This is a genomic window from Shewanella algicola, from assembly GCF_014648035.1.
Taxonomy (GTDB): domain Bacteria; phylum Pseudomonadota; class Gammaproteobacteria; order Enterobacterales; family Shewanellaceae; genus Shewanella; species Shewanella algicola.
This window is the reverse complement of the sequence record NZ_BMQI01000038.1, coordinates 28,715-48,812: the sequence shown is the minus strand read 5'-3', so window position 1 is coordinate 48,812 and position 20,098 is coordinate 28,715. Positions and strand designations below refer to the sequence as shown.

18 protein-coding genes and 1 tRNA gene are annotated in these 20,098 nt (G+C 43.3%); 9 read left to right on the top strand and 10 right to left on the bottom strand.

Going from position 1 to position 20,098, the window contains the following annotated elements; all coding sequences use genetic code 11:
- The 6 genes from IEY42_RS15560 to IEY42_RS15535 all read right to left on the bottom strand — a co-directional run.
- Positions 1–221 (bottom strand): transposase (locus IEY42_RS15560; RefSeq protein WP_188926095.1); only part of this gene is annotated, 221 nt, incomplete at its 3' end.
- A gap of 159 nt (positions 222–380) precedes the next feature.
- Positions 381–611, bottom strand: a complete 231-nt coding sequence (locus IEY42_RS15555; RefSeq protein WP_124732312.1) for a DUF7683 domain-containing protein — start codon at positions 609–611, stop codon at positions 381–383.
- A gap of 9 nt (positions 612–620) precedes the next feature.
- Entirely contained in the window at positions 621–1,841 is a 1,221-nt protein-coding gene (locus tag IEY42_RS15550; RefSeq protein WP_188926094.1) for a colicin E3/pyocin S6 family cytotoxin, read from the bottom strand.
- Between the two features lie 501 nt (positions 1,842–2,342).
- A complete protein-coding gene (locus tag IEY42_RS15545) occupies positions 2,343–3,668 on the bottom strand; it encodes a tyrosine-type recombinase/integrase (protein WP_188926093.1) in 1,326 nt (441 codons plus the stop codon).
- A gap of 104 nt (positions 3,669–3,772) precedes the next feature.
- Positions 3,773–3,862 (bottom strand) — tRNA-Ser (locus tag IEY42_RS15540).
- Positions 3,863–4,106: 244 nt separating this feature from the next.
- Entirely contained in the window at positions 4,107–6,263 is a 2,157-nt protein-coding gene (locus IEY42_RS15535) for a M3 family metallopeptidase (protein ID WP_188926092.1), read from the bottom strand.
- Between the two features lie 286 nt (positions 6,264–6,549).
- Here IEY42_RS15535 and IEY42_RS15530 point away from each other — a divergent pair, with 286 nt between their 5' ends.
- Positions 6,550–6,810 carry a DUF5062 family protein gene (locus tag IEY42_RS15530; protein ID WP_188926091.1) on the top strand — a complete coding sequence of 87 codons (261 nt, stop codon included), beginning with the start codon at positions 6,550–6,552 and terminating at the stop codon, positions 6,808–6,810.
- An 84-nt stretch (positions 6,811–6,894) separates the two neighbouring features.
- Here IEY42_RS15530 and IEY42_RS15525 read toward each other — a convergent pair whose 3' ends face one another.
- Positions 6,895–7,551, bottom strand: coding sequence for a DUF3157 family protein (locus IEY42_RS15525; protein WP_188926090.1), 657 nt, complete (start codon positions 7,549–7,551; stop codon positions 6,895–6,897).
- Between the two features lie 324 nt (positions 7,552–7,875).
- Between IEY42_RS15525 and hcp the strand changes: the two genes are divergently transcribed.
- Positions 7,876–9,534 carry a hydroxylamine reductase gene (gene hcp, locus IEY42_RS15520; RefSeq protein WP_188926089.1) on the top strand — a complete coding sequence of 553 codons (1,659 nt, stop codon included), beginning with the start codon at positions 7,876–7,878 and terminating at the stop codon, positions 9,532–9,534.
- 113 nt (positions 9,535–9,647) lie between these two features.
- Complete coding sequence (locus IEY42_RS15515; RefSeq protein WP_188926088.1) at positions 9,648–10,844, top strand: FAD-binding oxidoreductase; 1,197 nt, start codon at positions 9,648–9,650, stop codon at positions 10,842–10,844.
- Between the two features lie 116 nt (positions 10,845–10,960).
- Here the strand turns inward: IEY42_RS15515 and IEY42_RS15510 are convergent, their stop codons facing one another.
- The gene (locus IEY42_RS15510; protein ID WP_188926087.1) at positions 10,961–11,497 is read right to left on the bottom strand and encodes a GNAT family N-acetyltransferase; all 537 of its coding nucleotides are present in this window, start codon (positions 11,495–11,497) and stop codon (positions 10,961–10,963) included.
- A gap of 115 nt (positions 11,498–11,612) precedes the next feature.
- Between IEY42_RS15510 and IEY42_RS15505 the strand changes: the two genes are divergently transcribed.
- Entirely contained in the window at positions 11,613–12,956 is a 1,344-nt protein-coding gene (locus tag IEY42_RS15505) for a M20 metallopeptidase family protein (protein ID WP_188926086.1), read from the top strand.
- A gap of 129 nt (positions 12,957–13,085) precedes the next feature.
- Positions 13,086–13,595, top strand: coding sequence for a peptidylprolyl isomerase (locus IEY42_RS15500; protein WP_188918390.1), 510 nt, complete (start codon positions 13,086–13,088; stop codon positions 13,593–13,595).
- Between the two features lie 142 nt (positions 13,596–13,737).
- Here IEY42_RS15500 and IEY42_RS15495 read toward each other — a convergent pair whose 3' ends face one another.
- Positions 13,738–14,946: a porin gene (locus IEY42_RS15495; RefSeq protein WP_188926085.1), complete on the bottom strand. Its 1,209-nt coding sequence runs from the start codon at positions 14,944–14,946 to the stop codon at positions 13,738–13,740.
- Positions 14,947–15,301: 355 nt separating this feature from the next.
- On the opposite strand from IEY42_RS15495, the gene IEY42_RS15490 reads away from it, so the two are divergent.
- Complete coding sequence (locus tag IEY42_RS15490; RefSeq protein WP_188926084.1) at positions 15,302–16,753, top strand: MBL fold metallo-hydrolase RNA specificity domain-containing protein; 1,452 nt, start codon at positions 15,302–15,304, stop codon at positions 16,751–16,753.
- Positions 16,754–17,066: 313 nt separating this feature from the next.
- On the opposite strand, the gene IEY42_RS15485 is transcribed toward IEY42_RS15490, so the two are convergent.
- Entirely contained in the window at positions 17,067–17,402 is a 336-nt protein-coding gene (locus tag IEY42_RS15485) for a winged helix-turn-helix transcriptional regulator (protein ID WP_160055997.1), read from the bottom strand.
- A 105-nt stretch (positions 17,403–17,507) separates the two neighbouring features.
- Here IEY42_RS15485 and IEY42_RS15480 point away from each other — a divergent pair, with 105 nt between their 5' ends.
- The 3 genes from IEY42_RS15480 (at position 17,508) to IEY42_RS15470 (ending at position 20,024) form a co-directional block, all read left to right on the top strand.
- On the top strand, positions 17,508–18,275 hold the full coding sequence (locus IEY42_RS15480) for an SDR family NAD(P)-dependent oxidoreductase (RefSeq protein WP_188926083.1): 768 nt from the start codon (positions 17,508–17,510) through the stop codon (positions 18,273–18,275).
- Positions 18,276–18,454: 179 nt separating this feature from the next.
- Complete coding sequence (locus IEY42_RS15475; protein WP_188926082.1) at positions 18,455–18,979, top strand: DUF3087 domain-containing protein; 525 nt, start codon at positions 18,455–18,457, stop codon at positions 18,977–18,979.
- A gap of 34 nt (positions 18,980–19,013) precedes the next feature.
- The gene (locus IEY42_RS15470; protein WP_188926098.1) at positions 19,014–20,024 is read left to right on the top strand and encodes an LLM class flavin-dependent oxidoreductase; all 1,011 of its coding nucleotides are present in this window, start codon (positions 19,014–19,016) and stop codon (positions 20,022–20,024) included.
- Positions 20,025–20,098: the final 74 nt, after the last annotated feature.

Sequence of the window (20,098 nt, the reverse complement as noted above, 5' to 3'; positions counted from 1 at the left end):
TTTAGCTCCCTGATTTCAATTTGTTCGGGTGTTATTGGAGAGGCTTTAGGGCTTCCTCCTTGATGTTCCTGTTTAAGCTGACGAACCCATTTATCCATTGTAGACTTGCCAACGTTCATCGCCTGTGCGGCTTCAGTAACTGAGTAATTTTGGTCTAAAACTAACTGAGCTGATTCGAGTTTAAATTCAGCACTAAACAGTCTTCTTGTTCGTTTTTTCATAGTGTCACCTGTTAACTTATGAGGTAATGATATCACCTCTAACTAGGTGGCCAAATTCACCGTACCACTACACCGGGAGCGTCCATATATGTCTTATTTATTAGAAATTGCTAGTAATGATGAAGTTAGTGAGCAACTATAGGCTGCTCGCTAAAAAGATTAACTATATGACTCTAGGAAGTAATCAAACTTAACGAGGTTTATAGTCATATCTACCCTTTCGGATAAATGCTTCGCTGCACCTTCTTTAACTGGCCAGCACCCCTCTAATGGATTGTCAGCCTCTACACCAAGCACTTCTCTGATTTCGGGTAGAGTTAACGCAATTGATTGTTCACCAATCATTTTTTCGCCATTCTTCTCGTACCATACGACATACCACTTACTCATATTATTCACCTAAAGGAATTTCTTGATATTTCTGGATTTAATCGCATCACCTAATTGCTTGCCTGTTTGCGGGTCAAATGAACCTAGGTGCTTACCTGATTTATTGTACATTTCCAATTCGCCATGCCTCGAATCCCATTCGTAAATTTTCCCTTTTTTGTCTTTCCATCTTTCCCTAAGGCCGCCTCCACCCTGAATTGGGGTCTTAGATTTGACCCTATTAAGACCTGAAATACCGGGGATTTCTTTGGGAGCACGAATGACGTTGCTAACGTGATTTGATTGCCTAATAGTCTGGGTTGCGGCATCACCCACGGCTTCAGCGACATTGCCTAGCTTTCTAGCCTCACTAGCGAATGGTATTAGCCCAGCCCATCTCCATAAGCCAGATACATCCTCGCCAGTGAAGAAGTCTTCACCAGTTACCGCAGTATATACATCGGCTGCTATGCCAGCAGGAGTAAACCCAACCCCAATGGAAGCGGCATCATCAGCACCAAATCCTGAGTTGTCTTGGTTTTGATTTACATTGGTACTACTGTTTCCTTTATGTAAGCTAACGGTTCCTGTAGTTTTACCAACCTGCGCGGTGCCGCCACCATTACCGTCAAATGATATGGAAAAGTTCTTCTCGCCATTTGAAACTGAAGTTAATTTATAAGTATCCCCATCAGCTGTTACATAAAGATTCCCACTTTCATCTTTCTCAAGCTTCTCAAACGTCTTTCCTGATATATCCTCATCTAATTCTTCAGATATATACCCAGTCGGGTCAACCCCACTCATCGGGTTATTCAAAATATACGAATACGGATTAGCGCTCTGACTATTCTCTGGGAACTGCAAAAACGGGTCAACACTTAAAAAACGGCCGATGTTGAAATCGTAAATCCGGCCGTTCATGTGAATAAGCTCTTGCTCATTCAAATGCTCATGGTCGGTGTAGCCTTTAGTGACGCCTTGCCAGCTAGTTAACAGGTTATTACCTGCAGCAATGTCTCTTGGACGACCAAATACATCATAACCACGGTGCTGTAATACGGAACCGGTTTTGGCATCCATCAAGGTATCAACACTGCCTAAGTGGTCTCGCAGTACATGCTGGAACGGTGATTGATTACCTAAGCTGCCCACATGGGCTTTCATCTTAATGGTGTGGTCACCAATATAGGTTTTATCTACCGTACTGCTTAAGGTCACTTCACGCTCAAAACTGCCCACATAATACATGGTCGATACACACTACCACTTTGCTGTTTAACCTGTTTATAGCGGTTACCATTGGCATCGTAACTGAATGTACTTTTTACATTATTGCGGTCTACCGTTAACGGCTTGTTTTGGTCGTTATAGGTTAACGTTACGCCATCACCCGTGAGCCTGTTACCGTTATTGTCATAGGTGAAGCTTGGGTGCGATTGCGCTCAGCTGTGTTTGGCTTTTGGGGTTCAAAGGGGTTTCCCCTTGCCCGAGCTTGTATCCGACCTTTTTGGCACAAAAAGTGGGATACAAGCGTACCGGGTTTCGCTGTAGTCCCACTTAGTAAGTGGGCTGCTTTGGCTTCGCACTCACTGAGTGCGAGCCATTTTCAATACCTTTATATTTCGCTCTCTGCTGTAGCGAAATAATGACAGCTTTGACAGTGTTTGTGCCTCAACTGGCACTGTTACTGCCAATTGAAACAGATTGTTAATTTAGGTTTAAAGTTTATTTATTAACCACACCCGATCATCAAATTTGATAGTCAATTCTCTCAATATCCTTAAGCAATGCAGCAACGTTTATATCTTTGCCGTAACGACTGAAAGTGATGTTGGGATTAGCGTGTCCGACGATTTGCGCCACGATATGCTCGCTGATATCCAGTTGCTTCATTTCATCGATAAACGTGTGTCTGAGGCCGTAGGCGGTTGGGCGCTGATTCGCTAGCATGCCGATTTCGGTTTGAAGCTTGGCGAGCTGTTTGCAGTAAGTTTTTGACCAATCTTCAATGATGCCCACGGGTTTATAATCAAACAGCTGGGTATGAGTTGATTTTCTTTGCTCAACAAACGCAATAATGCCTAGCTCAAGCAAGCATTTGTGAATGGGCACATCACGTTTAGCGTTGATGTTCTTTAATCGTTGTACAGCGCCACTGTCATCAATGCTAATGCAGTGTATGCCGTCGATTAGTTTGATATCTCCAGGTTTGAGCTGGCAGGCTTCTGAAGGCCTTAAACCACCATAAAGCATTAATCGGGTGACCCATTTGAAATCGGTTGTTGAAACCTTGAATGATGAGCTGCGAAGTAGTCGTTTAAGTTCAATGTGCGTCCAGCGGTCTCTAGCTTGATTTGGTTTAGCTTTTGGTTTTTGTCCGACAGTAACGCTTTCAAAGGGGTTGTGGTTGCAATAGTTCATTAACTGACACCACTTAAAGAACTGAAATATAGCAGCTAAGTACTCTTTATTGCTTTTGTAGCTTCGGCCTTGAGTCAGTAAAGCATCTCGATAGGTCATCGCATCAGCACTGGTGATGTCATGCACACATTTATCATCAGTTTTAAACTTGGTTTTAAGAATGGATTTTGATGATACGGTATCAATAAAATGCCGAGTACGCTGCTCAAGCTGCTTGATAGACAGAGGCCTAATAGCTGATTTTTGTTTCGAGATAATAAATGCGCTTAATGCTTCGTTTAACCCAATAACAGGCTTTGCTTGCGCCACAGCGGTAGTTTCACGATGCTGAGACAATTTAGTCTCTCTAATGGGAATGGAATGAGGTTTCGGCGTGATGTTGGATGTAATATCAGGATCAGCTGCATCAAACTGAGCTCTAAGATGGTTAATGACCTCATCAACGTAGCGAATAAAGTCATTAATACGGGTTTGATGGTCAATAGACTTGATGATTTTTTTGAGTGTTCCGGCAACATCAATGTTACGGATGACTGCTTCTGCTCTGTCACGAGTCAGTAATGAGACTTTTATGTCAAAAGGGAAGCCCTTGTCGCGTAAATATTTGGCTAAACAGATACGCGTGAAGTATACGTTGTTGGGTGCTCTGCTCATGTAAAGAGCGGATACATTGTCTGAGTCAATCCTTATGGAGAGCCCCTTAAACGCCAAAAACAAAAAAAGCCGTTGATAATCAACGGCTTTTCTCGTATTTAATGTGGCGGAGGGATAGGGATTTGAACCCTAGAACGGGATAAACCGTTGCCGGTTTTCAAGACCGGTGCATTCGACCACTCTGCCATCCCTCCGAACGCGGTGAATAATAAGGGTATTCACGAAAATGTAAAGCCTTGAAGTGTGCGATGGCGCAACAAATGTGCAATATCGCTCAAAAAGGGCTGCGTTTGGGTGATTTTTACTCTTTTTATTCTTTCAATGCGTTTTAGCGTGTTGTTTCTATCGCTATTTGGCTTTGCTGTATTCTGTTTTGTTTGTGGGCAACCTCTGCTGCCAAGTTGATTCAGCTGCAGAGGTTGCGACAACAAATAGTGCTTAGTGCACTAAACCACGGCGCTTTAATAACGCGTCTGTTGAGGGTTTTTTACCAGCAAAGTCGATGTAGCTTTGCATTAGATCCTGGCTGTTACCTTTTGACAATACGGTGTCGCGGTATTTTTGGCCGTTCTCTTGGGTTAACCCACCGTTTGCCATCATGTGGGCAAACGCGTCTGCTGCAAACACTTCGGTCCACAGATAGGCGTAGTAACCAGCAGAGTAACCGCCGCCGAAGCTGTGGCTAAAGTAGGTGGTTTTATAGCGCGGTGCGATTGGGCCGTAGTCTAAACCGTGTTTTGCCAGTGCTTGTTTTTCAAAGGTAGCAACATCGGTGATTTCAGTGCCAGCAGGAATTGAGTGCCATTCCATATCAAGCAGTGCAGCGGCTAGGTATTCAACGGTGCCAAACCCTTGGTTAAAGGTGTGCGCCTTTAATACTTTAGCCAGTAACTCAGCAGGAATCGGTTCGCCTGTTTGGTAGTGCTTAGCGTAGTTTGCTAGCACTGCAGGGTCGATGCTCCAGTCTTCGTTAGCTTGTGATGGAAACTCTACAAAGTCACGTGCCGTTTTGGTACCGGCTAAGCTTGGGTAGTTAACTTGTGAGTATAAACCGTGAATGGCGTGGCCAAACTCATGGAATAGGGTACTCACTTCATCAAAGGTTAACAACGTAGGTTGGCCTTCAGCAGGTTTTGGCACGTTAAGCGCGTTGTATACAACTGGTTTAGTATTTTGTAAGAACGACTGGCTGACATATTCGTCCATCCATGCGCCACCACGCTTGCCAGGGCGCGCGTACATATCAAGGTAGAACAAGCCTAGCGAGCTGCCGTCTTTGTTAAAGATTTCATAAGCGGTGACATCTTTGTGCCATACCGGTAAGTCGGTGCGTGACTTGAAGGTAATGCCGTATAGTTTTTCCATAGCAAAAAACAGACCGTCGGTGAGAACGGTGTTCATCTCAAAGTAGGGCTTAACAAGGCTGTCGTCTAGGTCATATTTTGCTGCGCGTACTTTTTCAGCGTAGTAGGCCCAGTCCCATGGCTCTAGGGTAAAGTCTTTACCGTCTTTAACGATTTCTGCTTGAATATCGGCTGCTTCAACTTTGGCTTTTACCAGGGCTTTAGGGGCTAAGTCATCTAAAATGCCATAAACCGCTTCTGGTTTTTTAGCCATTTGATCGCCAAGCGAATAAGCTGCCCAAGTTGGGTAGCCTAATAGTTTGGCTTTTTCGGCACGTAGCTGGGCGATTTTGATGTTAATTGGGCTGTTGGTGTCCATTGCGCGGTAAGCCGAGGTTTCCCATAGCTTTTGACGTAAATCGCGGTTTTTAAGGCTAGACAGTAGCGGTTGGGTGGTAGTGTTAACTAGGGTAATTAGGTAACCGGTTTTGCCTGCTGCTTTTGCTGCCGCAGCTAATGATGCGATTGCGCTTTCTGACAAACCGTCGAGCATGGCTTTGTCTTCAACTAAAATCATGTCGTCTTTAAACGACTTTAATACATTTTGTGAAAAGCTGGTTTCAAATTTGGCAAGCTCGCCGTTTAGCTCACGCATTTGTGCTTTATCTTCTGCTGATAATTCAGCTCCTGCACGCACAAACCGTTCGTAATAGACTTCAATTAAGCGTAAATCTTCACCTTTTAATGTCGCTTTGTTTTTGTAAATGGCTTGAATGCGAGCAAACAGCTTTTCATCCAAATAGATGTTGTCCATGTGCGCGGTTAACTTAGGCACAATCTGTTCTTCAACACTGATGAAGTTGTCGTCTGAAATTAACCCAGAAAGATTGAAAAACACACGTTGAGTGCGATCTAAAATAGCGCCGGTGTTTTCAAGTGCGACAACGGTGTTGTCGAACGTTGGAGCGTCAGCATTATTGGTAATTGCCGCGATTTCAGCTTTGTGCTCTTTCATGCCTTGTTCAAAGGCAGGTAAAAAGTCACCGGCTTTAAATTTGTCAAATTGCGGTGCCATGTATTGCAATGGGCTTGGGACTAACAACGCGTTGTCGGCAGTTGCAGGTGCTTTAGTCATTGTTGTTGGTGCCTCTGCGGTATTTTTGCTCGCCTTTGCTGTGTCTGTCGCTTGCTCAGAACATGCACTCAGCATCAATGCCGCACTAACGGCAGTAGTAATAAGAGTTTTACGCATTGAATTATCCTTGGGGTTAGCCCGTTTGAAACGTTTTTAAGCCTATTTCAAATGTGGTTGTTACCGTGAAATAGTGACAATAAAAACAAAAGTAAACACCATACTACTCTACCAAGCCTATGGGTTTTGTCATAGATTAATGCGATTAACTCAAGGGATTTTTTGTAACCAAACTTACCAAGGGTGATGTTTGTTGGATTTTAGTGCTGTTTATGGTGAATTCTAGTGGCTATTTGTGAGTTTTCACGTAGTTTAAAAGATAGCAAAAGCATGATGAGGGCACTAAATGAAAGCAGGTAAGCATGATACACAACTGCTCAAGCTCGCAATGGAGATTGGGGTAGGTTACGCAAAAAAACGTGGCTTTGACGATTTTGGTAAGGGGATTTCACCTAAAGATAAAGTGGAATGTATTTATCGTTTATTAGTGCAAGATAAGCTAATACAACCATTAGCTGAAGATAAAGATGATGGCCCTAACCGTAAACATAAATTAATATTGTGGATAAGTAAGCAGTTACCTAAAGATCATGAATTATTGAATTAACATTGATGATGTTTAAAAAGCCCAGTTGAAATACTCTTTCATCTGGGCTTTTTTAGTTTATTAACGCTTGGTTTGATCACTGCCTTAGCGCGATTCAATTTCAACAATTTTTAAGCTGATGAGCTGTTGTTGCCATTGCTGTTGGTTAATTCCTTCTACCCACAAAACTGGCGATTTGCGGTGCTGGCCTTTGCGTAAATAGGTTTCTGGCATGCGGAAAATGGCTTCCCAAGCTTCTAAGGTTTCGGTTTTGATTAAGCCGCCTTGGTCATTAAAGAAACTGGCTTCAACATTGACCACCGTGACATGCTCGTCACTGCTGCTGTCAAAATCAAAGATAAGCCCCAATTCATTGTCTTTCCATTGGGTGCCAGCCAAGGTGATTTTAATACCATCTTTTGCTGTACTGCCCAATAACCCAGGCTGTGCCATAGCGGTTGCGGTTAGTCGAGTTGTGGTGTTTGCTGCTGTGGTGGCCACAGCTGTAGTCACCGCACTGGTTTGTTGGGTAGCGCTAAGGTTTGGCATCGATGCATCGACAACCTCAGTTGCGACTGCAGGAGCTTGGATTATTGCCGGCTGTGCGACCGTTTCGGTGATGATGTATTCCCAGGTGAAGTCATCTTTTAAGCGAACATTGGCGCCATTTTCTAAGGTGATCACTGCAACATCTGCAGCCATTGCCGCAGGGGCAAGCAATAAAAAGAGGGCTGATGCTATCGCATTGAGTTTGGTTTTCATCTATTCATCCTGATTTGAAAGTCGTTAATGGGGTAATTCTACGTTTTTTTAAAGGTTAACAGGAAAATATTTTAAGGCGAGATATACGTCATATTTTAAGTTTATAGCTGCGGTAAATATCAAGAAAAGTGCGTTATGACTCATAAAAAAATGCGTAATAGTGATTAAATTTGTTTGTTTATATCAGTAATTGCTTAAGGTGATTTGGCTCATAAAACGCAACATTGACATTAAAAACGGGTTTCGATTTACAGAGTAAAGAGTAGACTCACCCTTAACATGTAAAATTTATACATGAATAAACAATATTTGAGGAGTAGAGTTATGTTTTGTGTGCAATGTGAGCAAACCATTAGAACACCAGAAGGCAATGGCTGTAGTTACTCGCAAGGTATGTGCGGCAAGTTAGCATCAACGTCTGATATTCAAGATTTATTAATTTATATGCTACAGGGCTTGTCTGCTTATGCTGTTAAAGCACGTGAGTTTGGCATTGTAGACAACGACATTGACACTTTTGTGCCTAAAGCCTTTTTTGCCACGTTAACTAACGTAAACTTCGACGATGAACGTTTAATTGATTATGCCTACCAGGCACAAACGTATCGCGACCAATTAAAAGCGGCTTACATTGCTGCTTGTAAAAGCAAAGGTGTAGAGCCAGAAATGGTGAGTGGCCAAGGTGAACTATTACTGGCTACATCAAAACCTGAAATTTTAGCTCAAGCACCCATTGCACTGCTTAATCGTGGTGACATCAATGAAGACATTTTAGGCTTACGTTTATTATGCCTATATGGCTTAAAAGGCGCCGCGGCTTATATGGAGCATGCACGCGTATTAGACCAAACTGATGTCGATGTGGCTGCTGAGTTCCATAAAATTATGGCATTTTTAGGCGAAGACTCAGTCGATGCTGATAAGTTGTTTGCCACTGCAATGGAAATTGGCCAATTAAACTATCGCATTATGGCGATGTTAGATTTAGGCGAAACCACTTCATTTGGTCACCCAGAACCAACACAAGTGAATACCAAATCTGTTAAAGGTAAAGCGATTTTAGTGTCTGGTCACGACATGAAAGACTTAGAACTTATTCTTGAGCAAACTGAAGGTAAGGGCATTAACGTCTTTACCCACGGCGAAATGTTACCAGCACTTGCTTACCCAGCATTTAAAAAATACTCGCATTTAGTCGGTAACTACGGCGGCGCTTGGCAAAATCAGCAAAAAGAATTTGCCACTTTCCCTGGTGCAGTAGTGATGACCTCAAATTGTATTATCGACCCTACAGTCGGTGAATATTCTGACCGTATTTATACCCGCAGTATCGTAGGTTGGCCTGGTGTGACTCACGTTGAAGGTGATGATTTCAGCGAAGTGATTAACAAAGCCCTTGAACTTGAAGGTTTTGCTTATGATGAAATTCCACACATGATCACTATCGGTTTTGCCCGTAATGCCTTAATGGCAGCTGCACCAACCGTAGTTGAAAATGTTAAGAATGGTTCTATTAAACACTTCTTCTTAATTGGTGGTTGTGATGGCGACAAGTTAGAGCGTAATTACTTTACCGATTTAGCGAAATCAGTGCCTGACGATTCAATTATTTTGACCTTAGGTTGCGGTAAGTACAAATTCAATAAATTAGACTTTGGTGACATCAATGGCGTACCACGTTTATTAGATGTGGGCCAATGTAACGATGCTTATTCTGCTATCCAGTTAGCGTTAGCGTTAAAAGATATTTTTGAATGTGACCTTAACGATTTACCGTTGAGCTTAGTGTTATCGTGGTTTGAGCAAAAAGCCATTGTGGTGTTATTAACCTTGCTATCGCTTGGTGTGAAAAACATCCGTACCGGGCCTACTGCGCCAGCGTTTTTATCTGACAATCTAATGAGCATTTTAGAGCAGCAGTTTGGTTTACGCGGCACTACTGATGTTGCGTCAGACTTAAAAGCCATGATGAAAGTGGCATAATTAGCCATCAAATCGTGCACTTATGTTAATCATATTTGCACGATAACGATTAAAGGCGATAAGGCATTGTCCTTATCGCCTTCTGTCTTTTTTACTGCGTTAAAGGTATCAAAATGAGTAGCTCTCCCTCTGTTGGTTTTTCTTTTTCTCAAGCACTTTCTGCCCAAGCGGCTAAATCACCTACTCCTGTCAGTGAGGCTCCGCCAAAAGTTGAACCCGTTGCTCACACAACCTCAGAAGCTCTTTTGGCTGCCGATAATTGGCAACGTGGTGAGGTGCAACTGCATTGTGTTGAAAAATGGAATGAAACCCACAATGTGGTGAGTTTTCGATTCCAAGGACTCACACCGGTTAAGTTTAATTTTAAACCGGGGCAGTTTATTACCTTTAAGTTAGATATAAATGGTGAAAAAATTTACCGCAGTTACACTATTTCATCGTCACCTTCACGACCTTTTTCGTTAGTCGTTACGGTTAAAAGAATCACCGATGGCTTAGTGTCTAATTATTTAGCCGACACCTTAAATGTGGGTGATGACGTTACGGTTACTGGTCCTGATGGTATTTTTAATCTGATCGATATTGCGGCTGATAAATATTTATTTTTAAGTGCTGGTTGCGGTGTAACACCAATGCATTCTATGTCGCGCTGGCTTTGCGATACCACCACCGACAGTGATATTGCTTTTGTACACAGTGCAAAAACAGTTAATGACGTTATGTTTGCCGATTCAATGGCATCGATGGCATCACGAAGCCAAAAATTCAACCTTAATTATATGCTTAAGTCAGATGACAACAGCCAAATGCTTACAGATAAACATGCGGATACAGGCTTTGGCATTGGTCGCTTAAATTTAGAAAGCTTAACTAGATTAGTTCCAGATTATCAACAACGTACTGTATTTGTTTGTGGTCCTGAATCGTATATGGCTGACGTAAAGTTACTGTTACAAGCCGCTGATTTTGATATGAGTCAGTTTAATCAAGAAAGCTTTGGTGACAGCAGCGCAATGGGCGTGAAAGCTGCGCTGGAAAGTAATCCATCAACTGAACAGTTTATGTTGAGTATTGGCGATAAAGACATTCCATTAACGGGCGATCAAACCTTATTGGATGGCATCGAATCTGAAAAGTTACCGATGATTGCCGCGTGCCGTTCTGGTGTTTGTGGCGCGTGTAAATGTCAGGTTGTATCGGGTACGACTCAGTCGACAAGTACAATGAACTTGACCGCAGACGAAATTGCCGCTGGTTTTGTATTGGCATGTTCAACTAAAATCACCTCCGACGTAGAGTTGAAAATGTAACGACTTGTTCGCCATCGTTAAATAATAAAAAACCCTTAATAGTGGCTCTATTAAGGGATTTTTATATGGGTAAGACTAGGGTGACGATGACTTGTTAGTGGCTGACTTTATTCGAGTTAGCTGTTATCCGCAGAACCACCAGCTTTGAGTGAAATAGCATACCGATTAAAGGTAAGTTCGCCTTCTTGATACTGCGAGTGATAAACCATCCCAAGCTTAGTGGCGACATTAATTGAGCCTGTATTAGCGTCCGCCGCATCGGCATACACTATGTCTAAATCCATATGTTTTTTAGCATAATCAATACAAGCCTGATTGGCTTCTGTTGCTAAGCCTTGGCCCCAATAATCTGGATGCAAGCGATAGCCAATATCGACCGCATTAATGCGGGTTTCATTTTTAAAGCCGCAAAAACCAATCACGGTATTGGTATCTTTAGCGACGACTGCCCAGCGGCCAAAACCGTATTGTTGGTATTCAACCAACCAAATATTGCGGATGATGTTTTCGGCATCCGTTAACGTAGTGCACACACCCGCATCGCCGGTATGTCGATTCACCTCTTCAGGGGTATTAAAGTGCAATACCGCGGGGGCATCTTCAAGGGTAAATTCTCGAATAATCAACCTGGGTGTTTCGGTAATCACTTTCATTGGTTTTCCTTATTTTTATTATGCATTGGCAATGATGTCGCTAATACGCCTTACCACCTAGCGTGAGCTTGTGCTAGGTTAACATACTCAATTCCCGACATTTAAGAATAATAATATGACCCGCCTACGTCTTGCTTACCCCATATTAGCGCTTGCACTTACTGCTTCGTCACTGTCACTTAGTGCACTTGCGAATACCAAGCTAGATCAATCAGTAGCTCAAGCCCTACCTAAGCTTGAAAAGCTTTACCTGCATTTGCACCGGCATCCTGAGTTGTCGTATCAAGAAAAAGCCACCAGCGAGCGTATGGCCGCTGAGCTGAAGCAACTTGGCTTTGAGGTGACGTCTAATTTTGGCGGTTATGGTGTGGTCGGTATATTGCAAAATGGCGAAGGGCCGGTAGTGATGGTCCGTGCCGACATTGACGGCTTACCGATTATTGAACAAACCGGAAAAGACTACGCCTCAACCGTCACCACTGTTGATGCAAACAATAATACCGTGGGCATTATGCATGGCTGTGGCCACGATATTCACATGACTAGCCTTATTGGTACGGCTGAGCAATTGGTTAAACATAAAGCCGATTGGCAGGGCACTTTAATGATGGTAGCTCAGCCAGCTGAAGAGGTCGGCGGCGGCGCTAAAGCTATGCTGAAACAAGGTTTATTTAAGCAATTCCCCACGCCCGACAGCATTATTGGGTTGCATGTGAGCGCGTCAATTCCTGCCGGCAAGGTTGGCACCGTTAGCGGTTATGCATTGGCGAATGTCGATTCGGTTGATATTAGCATTAAAGGTAAAGGCGGCCATGGCGCTTATCCGCATGCTACGATTGACCCTGTTGTGCTTGCAGCGCGCACTGTACTTGCATTGCAAACCATAGTGAGTCGTGAAGTGTCGCCATTAGAACCTAATGTGGTTACGGTGGGTTCGATTCATGGTGGCTCAAAACACAATATTATTTCAGATGAAGTAAAGCTACAGCTGACATTACGCTCATATAACCCTAAGGTGCGCGAACAACAAATAGCTGCCATTAAACGCATTACCGCAGGGATAGCGACCAGTGCGGGTTTACCCGATGACCTGATGCCGGTGGTGTATGTGCACGACGATGAAACCATTCCATCAACCTATAACGACCCAACGCTCGCTGCAAAAGTAAAAGCCAGTATTGAGGCTGAGCTTGGCAGTGATAATGTGCTTATTGCCCCACCGGTAATGGCGGGCGAAGACTTTGGTTTGTATGGTCTTACACCTGAAAAGCGTCCCATTACATTGTTTTGGCTAGGCGGCGTAGACCCTAAGCAATATCAGGCCAGTGTTGACTCGGGCGATGCACTGCCCTCTTTGCATTCAAGTCAATTTGCACCAGATTACAAATTAACTATTCGTACGGGTGTTAGGGCGATGACGCGGACTGCGATGGATTTATTTAATCAAACGGCGCAATAAACTCGAAGGTTTTCATTCAAGTCCGCTTGCCTCGGTTATTTAATCAAACAGCGCAATAAACTCAAACGAGACAGTCACAATAGCGGCTATAATGACCGTTATTGTTGTGTTTAACCTAGTGAGCAATTTATGATTATTTTTAGCACCAACCTTGGCGATTTTACTGTAGAGCTGGAAATGGAACGCGCGCCAGTCACCTCAAAAAATTTTTTAAAGTATTGCCAGGATGGCTTTTATGAAGGCACGATTTTTCATCGGGTGATTAAAGGCTTTATGGTGCAGGGCGGTGGCTTAACCGCCAAAATGAAAGAAAAGCCCACCCGCGACCCGATTGCCAATGAAGCCAATAAAGGCCTAAAAAATGTGATCGGTACTTTAGCCATGGCGCGAACAGATGCACCGCATTCAGCCACAGGGCAGTTCTTTATTAATGTCGCCAATAATGATTTTCTCGATCACACTGCCACAACCAATTCAGGCTGGGGTTATGCGGTATTTGCCAAAGTGACCGCGGGAATGGATGTGATTCAGCAAATGGAGCGGGTTAAAACCACCATGATTGCAGGGCACGATGATGTACCTCGTGAGCCGATTGTGGTTGAAAAGGTGACTATTGTTGATGAGCCAACGGTTGCTTAAGTGGCGATTGCTTTAGTCGCTTAAGACATAATTACCTAAGGGATTGCTACTCGCCCAATAAAAAAGGTTCGACATTACTGTCGAACCTTTTTTTGATTAGTACTTATATCTGTTAAACAGTACGACTTAAGATCACGCCACATTAAAGTGTATAGCGGATACCAATCGCTACGCCGTCGTCTTCAGACAGTTCCATTCTGGCTTGCTGATCTTTATCGGCGCTGGTGAAATCGCTGTAATCGCGACGCGCTTCTAAATACACGACAGTTTCTGGGTTAAATACATAATGTAAACCCATTACCACAAACTGACGTTTGAACACATCGTTAGGATCGGCGTTATAGTTAGGTTGAATCACATAGTCATCGCCAGCATCTAAGATGTTGTAAGACACAAAGGTACGGATTTTGTTTTCAAACATGTATGAAAACAATGATTCAACACCCACAGCTTTATCAATTAAACGGCCAATATTATCTGTGTCGTGGTTTTCGTTGCCGTTAATGTTTGCCGAACCATAAAAACCGAATTGGTCGAAGTTACCCCAGGTAACCCCCACACCGTAAATAATGTCTTCAGCCGTTGAGGTGTTACCGTTACCAAAGGTCACATCAAATTCGCCGCGGTTCAGACCTGCGGTTAATACTAATTTGTCTGTGGCCTGGTAGGTTACTGCGCCGCCGTAGGTATAGTTGTATTCAACTTGCTGCGCTTCTACTGAACCAGACTCCCATAACGTTACACAAGCATCCTGGGTGATATCTTCATAGTCACAGGTATAAAACTCGCTGTTTTTTAACTGCACTTGTACTGCAAAGCTCACATCGCCAAAACTGTTACGGTATTGCACGGTTTTGTCACCACGACCCACACCGTTTACAGCGCCATCATCTTTGTTATAAGTGTAAACACCTGCAGTGTTACCGTCCCATACAAAACCGTAGTTTGTGCCATATACCACGTCATACCAAGCACCCCATTGCTTGCCAATCGTGAGGCTACCGTAGGTGTCATGTGACAGACCGGCATAACCTAGGCGGTTATAAAAAAACTCATCTTGAATTGATTCAAAACGATTGTTGTAAACAATGTCAGTACTACCAACTGGGTTAACCCCCCACTCTAATTTTGCATACGCTTTCCAGCCATCTTGTAGCTGACGCTCAAAGCCAAAATTAATGCGTGAAGCACCGTTAACGACTTCAGTTTCGCCTTGAGTGTTGATCACACGAGCATCAACAAAACCACCAATTTGAACGGCGTTCACATCATCTTTAAAAATTTCGGTGGCTGAAACCGAAGGTGCAATTAGTAATGTTAAAACCAATGCTGCAACTAAAGTCTTGTTCATTTTCATCTCTTGTCTTGTTGTTTGAGTAAGCACTGTTTAGTCCATTAATACATCTGTCCATTGAGGCGATGGAGAGTAGCAAATACATTGTCAAATCACATAGTGAAATATGCTAAAAAAAGGCGATATTGTTCAAAAAATGCATTCATCAATGACTTATAAAAAAACACTGTTAACAGACGGTTAACATGTGTGGGTAAATGTTAATTTGTGGTTATGTATGCATTAAATGTGAATTTTTATCTGCTTATTGAGATAAAGACGCTTTTTTGAATGTTTATTTGATGTGGATCGCTATTTTATTCTGAAAATGGCATACGCTTACTTTATAGCTCAATACGTTAAAGGTGATTTTATGCAAATGACTTTACAGTTTTTCGGAGCGACAGAAGAGGTTACTGGTTCATGCCATTTACTCACCATTGATGGCAGGCAGGTACTATTAGATTGTGGATTAATTCAAGGTGGCAAAGCCGATGAGTTGCGCAATCATGATCCTTTTCCTTTCCAAGCAGAACAGATCCATGCCGTCGTATTAAGCCATGCCCACATTGACCATTCTGGTCGATTACCTTACCTCGTAAAGCAAGGATTTACTGGCCCTATTTACACCCAACGTGCAACCGCACAGCTGTGTAGCATCATGCTGCGTGACGCTGCGATGTTGCAGGAGCGAGACACCGACAGAAAAAACAAAAAGCGGGCTAAACATGATTTAGAAGCACTCGAACCATTATTTACCGAAGAAGAGGTAAATCAGGTCATGGCTCAGTTTGTGGTAGTTGATTATGACCAACGCGTTCAAATTGCCGATTCAATTGAAATCCGTTTGTCGGATGCCGGGCATATTCTCGGTTCTGCGATAGTTGAGTTGTGGCTAGGGCAGCAGCCTGAACAGAAAAAATTGGTCTTTAGCGGTGACTTAGGCCGTGCAGGTATGCCTATTTTAGATGACCCAACCTTTATCGATAAAGCCGATTTAGTGCTAATGGAAAGCACCTATGGTAACCGTTTACACCGCAGCTGGCATGAAACGCTGGTGGAGCTTAAATCGATATTTAAAGCGACCATTAACCAAAGTCGAGGCAATATTTTAATCCCAGCTTTTTCAGTGGGTCGTGCACAAGAGTTACTGTATTTGTTCCATTTGTATGCCAAAGAGTGGGACTTATCGAGGTGGCGTATTTGTTTAGACAGCCCAATGGCCATTAAAGCTACACAGGTTTACGTCAACAATTACCCCATACTGGACGATGACTTTAAGCGCTTTACCCGGATGTCGCCCGGCAAGCATCCATTACTATCGTGTGCTGAGTTTGTAAGCAGCACAGAAGAGTCGATAGAGCTTAACGACATTCACGAAGGGTTAATTGTGATTGCGGGTAGCGGCATGTGTAATGGTGGCCGAATTCGTAACCATTTTGTGCATAATTTATGGCGTAAAGAAGCCAACATTATTATTTGTGGTTATCAAGCGTTAGGCACTCCAGGGCGCTTATTGGTGGATGGCGCAGAAGAGCTGACCATTCATGGCCAAAGTGTCAAAGTAGCTGCGAGTATTCACACCGTAGGCGGTTTGTCTGCCCATGCCGACCAGGCTGAGCTGTTACGTTGGTATCATCATTTTGAGGATTCACCTGCCATTATTTTAGTGCATGGTGAGCCCGAGTCACAAAAAGTGTTAATGGAAGCGCTTAATCAAGATGAGGCTACTCAACCCAAAAGTAGTGCTATTGCTAAGTGGAGCGATTGTTTAGATTTAACCGCATTACCAGAGTTTGTTTGGCTTAATGCCGCCAGTGAATAATCACAAGTTTAAAATGAGATAGAGATAATGGATGCTTATACCATTGCGCGTTAGTAAGTGATCTCTCAGCGAGAATTTAAAAGGGCTTAAACAAGGCGAATGACTGAATGAATAGTTGTTCTCTTTCGAAGTTATGCAACGCAGTGTAAGCCCTTTTAAAACTCGCCTGAAAGGAATGCCCCAGCGGATTTTGCTTTGCGTTCTCGCTATTTGAAAGGGAACAACCATGACTACATAGCGACGCCTTAATCAAAAACCGCTGGATGCATTCTGAGTGGTCACTTATTAATTCGGAATGGTGTTAGCCTGCGGGTTAAGCATCAATTTCATTTTGCAGCTTTTCAATGTCGTCTAAAATCCGCATAAATTTTTGGCCAAACTCTGTCACCTCATACTCTACCCGTGGCGGAATTTCGGGATAATTAATCTTATTTAAAATCCCAAATTCGAGGTTTTTCTTCAGACATTGATTGAGCACTTTAGTGCTGAGCCCATCAACCGATTTCACCATCTCACCGGGTCGATTAATATTATTGGCGAGCAGCTGATACACAGTTAACGACCATTTACAGCCGTAAATCGTTTCGACCATACGGGCCGATTTTTCGGGTGCAGTTTTACGTGGAAATATTTTTTCTTTTGTATTCATCAATATGTACCTAAAAGTACCTATGGAACTAAATTGTACTTACTATTCAACTGGATAGTTTATCAATAAGCTTATCACACTTATTCGTAACTTAGGTGTGAACAAATGGCAACTTTAACCCCAAAAACGGCATTAATTATTGGTGGCAGCAGTGGTATTGGTTTTGAAACTGCTAAGCAATTAATCACTCAAGGTGTTGCTACCATTATCGTGGGTAACAATGCGCAAAAGCTCGACGCTGCCGTTGAGCAGTTATCAGCAGTTGGCAGTGTGAGTGGTGTTCAAGCAAACTTGTACAATGCGCAAGATCTGCAACGTGTGGTTAAGATGATTGATGCAATGGATAGCAGTATTGATCATTTAGTGAATGCGGCAGGTTATTTTAATCCTAAGCCATTTTTAGAACATCAATTGAGTGATTACGACATTTACATGGAGCTTAACAAAGCGATGTTTGTGATTTCGCAAGCCGTCGCCAGAAACATGATTAAGCATGGCGGTGGTAGTATTGTTAATATTGGTTCTATGTGGGGCAAACAAGCCATTAAAGCGACTCCGTCGAGTGCTTACTCTATGGCAAAAGCCGGTTTACATGCATTGACTCAGCATATGGCGATGGAATTAGCAGAGCATAATATCCGCGTCAATGCCGTGTCGCCAGCGGTAGTGATTACCCCAATTTATGAAGCCTTTATTGAGCCTAAAGAAGTCGAAACCGCATTGGCAGGCTTTAATGCGTTCCACCCTATTGGCCGCATTGGTACGCCTGTTGATGTTGCAAACAGTGTCACGTTTTTATTGTCTCCACAAGCGGGCTGGGTGACTGGCGCAATTTGGGATGTTGATGGCGGCGTAATGGCAGGTCGTAATTAAGCTAAACCCTTAATCGGGTGACAAGTCGATTGGTAGGATCATTTTAAGCCCTTAAATTATTGATGATTTAAGGGCTTGTGTCTTTTTATTCTGATATAAAGCGATTTACTCTTTTGTTCTCACATTGGTGCGCGTTAAGCTATGCATAATTCTGTAGTGTGAAATGTGCGAGTAGCAAAATGAAGTTAGTTAAAATAGATAAAAACCAGTACCGGTCGGTAAACAATCAGGTGCAGATTGGTTTAGTGGTGATACTGGCCATATTGTCGTTGGTGTTCGGTCAGTTAATGATTTATTTCTTTGGGGTTAAGCCACTACCTGGTGCCGAGTCAACGGGGAATTTTCATCTTAACTTTACCGGTGTCATTTTAGCCTTAATGGTTTGCAGTTTATTGATCCGCAATTTACGCGAAAAACCCAAGTTTTATGAAGTGTATTACGTGTGGCAACTCAAACAGTTGCAAAACAAAATTTTCCGTAAACTCAAAGCGGTGCAACAAGCGGCTAAAGACAATAACCGTGATGCTTTGGTGATATTGAGCTTTTATTATCAAAGTTTGGCGATAGTTTACGAGTTAGATAACAACACCTTAACCATGTCTAACGTCAATAATGAGCTCGATAAACTACAGCAAGCGATTGAAGCTGCAGGGTATACGATAAATACCGACGAATTCACTCCCGAGATGCTACAAGCCTTTTAGGCTAATTTTTTCATTCCTCAAATAAGGAGCCATGATGTCAATATTGGCAGATATTCCTTTTTCGTTACTTGAACTTGCGCCAATGCGCGAAGACTCGACCATCACCGATACCCTTAAAGACAGTTTAGCGTACGCCCAGCATGCTGAGCGTTTGGGGGTGAATCGGTTTTGGTTAGCAGAGCACCACAATATGCCGGGGATTATTTGCTCGGCAACATCAATTTTGATTGGTTATATTGCAGGTGGTACTGAGCGCATTAGAGTGGGTGCTGGTGGCATTATGCTGCCTAATCATGCACCGCTGGTGGTGGCAGAGCAATTTGGCACTTTAGCCAGTTTGTATCCAGGTCGGATTGATTTGGGCCTAGGCCGAGCGCCGGGCAGCGATCCGGTAACCAGCTTAGCGCTTAATCGCGATACCCAACGGGCAGAGCATTTCCCCGATGAGGTCAGTGAGCTGCAATCATTACTCGGCCCACGTGAAGCGCGCCAAAGCGGGCAAGCTAAAGCGGTAAGGGCAATTCCGGGCGAGAATACCAATGTACCGATTTGGTTATTGGGTTCAAGTTTGTTCAGTGCGCAACTCGCGGCGCAACGTGGTTTGCCGTACGTGTTTGCGGGCCATTTTGCGCCACGATTTTTATCAGAAGCCATTGCCTTATATCGCCGTGAATTTGTCCCGTCGGCAGTGCTCGCTAAACCTTATGTGATGGTTGGGTTACCGTTAGTGGCAGCGCCTACCGATGCCGAAGCGCAGTTCCTAAGCACCACATCAAAACAACGTATTTTAGCGCTTATTCGCGGCCAGGAAATGTGGCTTAAACCGCCCATCGACAGCATGGATGGGTTGTGGAGCGAGCAAGAAAAAAGTTATGTCGATAGTTTTTTGAGTTTATCTATTTGCGGCGGCCCTGCGACCATTAAACATCGTTTAGAAGTGTTTGTTGAGCAGCTTGGCGTAGATGAAGTGATGTTTACTAACGATTTATACAGCAACGAGCACCGCTTGCGTGCACTCGATATTTTAATGAGTATTAAGGCGTAGTTACAACTCTCTAGGTATCCAACAACAAAAAACCAAGACTCGCGTCTTGGTTTTTTTGGCTAAACACACCTTAC